Origin of the sequence: Rathayibacter tritici, from assembly GCF_002932875.1 — a bacterium.
Classification (GTDB): domain Bacteria; phylum Actinomycetota; class Actinomycetes; order Actinomycetales; family Microbacteriaceae; genus Rathayibacter; species Rathayibacter tritici.
This window is the reverse complement of sequence record NZ_PSWS01000049.1, coordinates 1-1,170: the sequence shown is the minus strand read 5'-3', so window position 1 is coordinate 1,170 and position 1,170 is coordinate 1. Positions and strand designations below refer to the sequence as shown.

The following is a 1,170-nucleotide window of genomic DNA, read 5'->3' as shown; positions in this document are numbered from 1 at the left end:
CTCACCCCTCCCCGCGACAATCTGTCATATCGGACAGATCAGCTCCGTCAATTGCTCCGCATCCAGGCCTGTAGTAGAGTCGTACCGCATCGGCTTCCCGTTCCGAAAATAGCGAGCTTTGGAACTTCTCTTCTCCCGAATGGGAAGCCGATGTCTCGGAACGACACGCCCGAATCAGACCTAATGAATAACGCTCTCAGTACCACCATCGGAAAAAGCTTGCTTCTCTCAGCACTGTGCGCACAGCCTCGTCATAACTTTTAGTCCGCTCCCGATCGATGGTCCGATCAGCATCGAGGACGCACCGTTCCTTCAGGCCATTCATCGTTCCTACAAACGTTCCCCTGACAAGCGATGCCACCTGCCTCACTTGTCGGACCGAAGTAGCGTTCCGCACGGTATGAGCATATTCCTCGAATCGCGTAGACGAAACAGGCGCATCAATAGACATAAAATACGAGCCACAATCGTCTATCGCGTCCGCGAATCGATTTTTTCCAGCATCAGTCAGGGCAAAAGATGCCATGAATCAATCTCCTTCGCACTATACTTGCTATCAGGAATGAAGGTCTGATTGGTTCCCCCGGGATACAGCTCCCCAGTCAAGCTACGCTGCCGCGCTACTCGCCCAACATAGCTGGGCAGACCGGGAGAAAGCTCCGCCGAGAAACCCGCATTGACCACAGTAGAATCGCCAGTCCGCCACACCGGAGGAAGCGCTTTCTCGGAACGCACTCGACTGATACTCCAAGGGGCATCCGTAGACCACCAGTCGCCCGTGTGATACCCGTCGATGTCCCCCGCCCGGAACATGACAGTCGGCTCCGTCGTATACCTTGATCGGTAAATCCATTTGTCGAAACACTTCATGTCATCGAGAGACAACCACGGCGGCATCTTCGCCGTAATCCCGGCGGTGGCGCCGCCGATCAGGGCGTTCTCAGCGCTTGCCATCACCAGACCATCGAGTGTGTGCGGGCCCGGTTCCAGAAGGTACGTGCCGGCACCGTTCACCGCGCCCTCAGACGCGCCACCAGCAGCAGCACCGGCAGTCCGCACCGCGATCCCCGATCCCAGCTTCGCGAATGCCGCGCCGACGCCTGCACCCGCGGCCCCGGAGACGGCCCCCACCGCCGGGATTACGGCGAAGATGCCGCCGTGGTTGTCTCT

At 58.2% G+C, this 1,170-nt stretch carries 1 protein-coding gene; it reads right to left on the bottom strand.

The genetic code is table 11. The features are described from left to right. Positions 1-507: 507 nt before the first annotated feature. Positions 508-1,170 (bottom strand): hypothetical protein (locus C5D07_RS15745; RefSeq protein WP_211286364.1); only part of this gene is annotated, 663 nt, incomplete at its 5' end.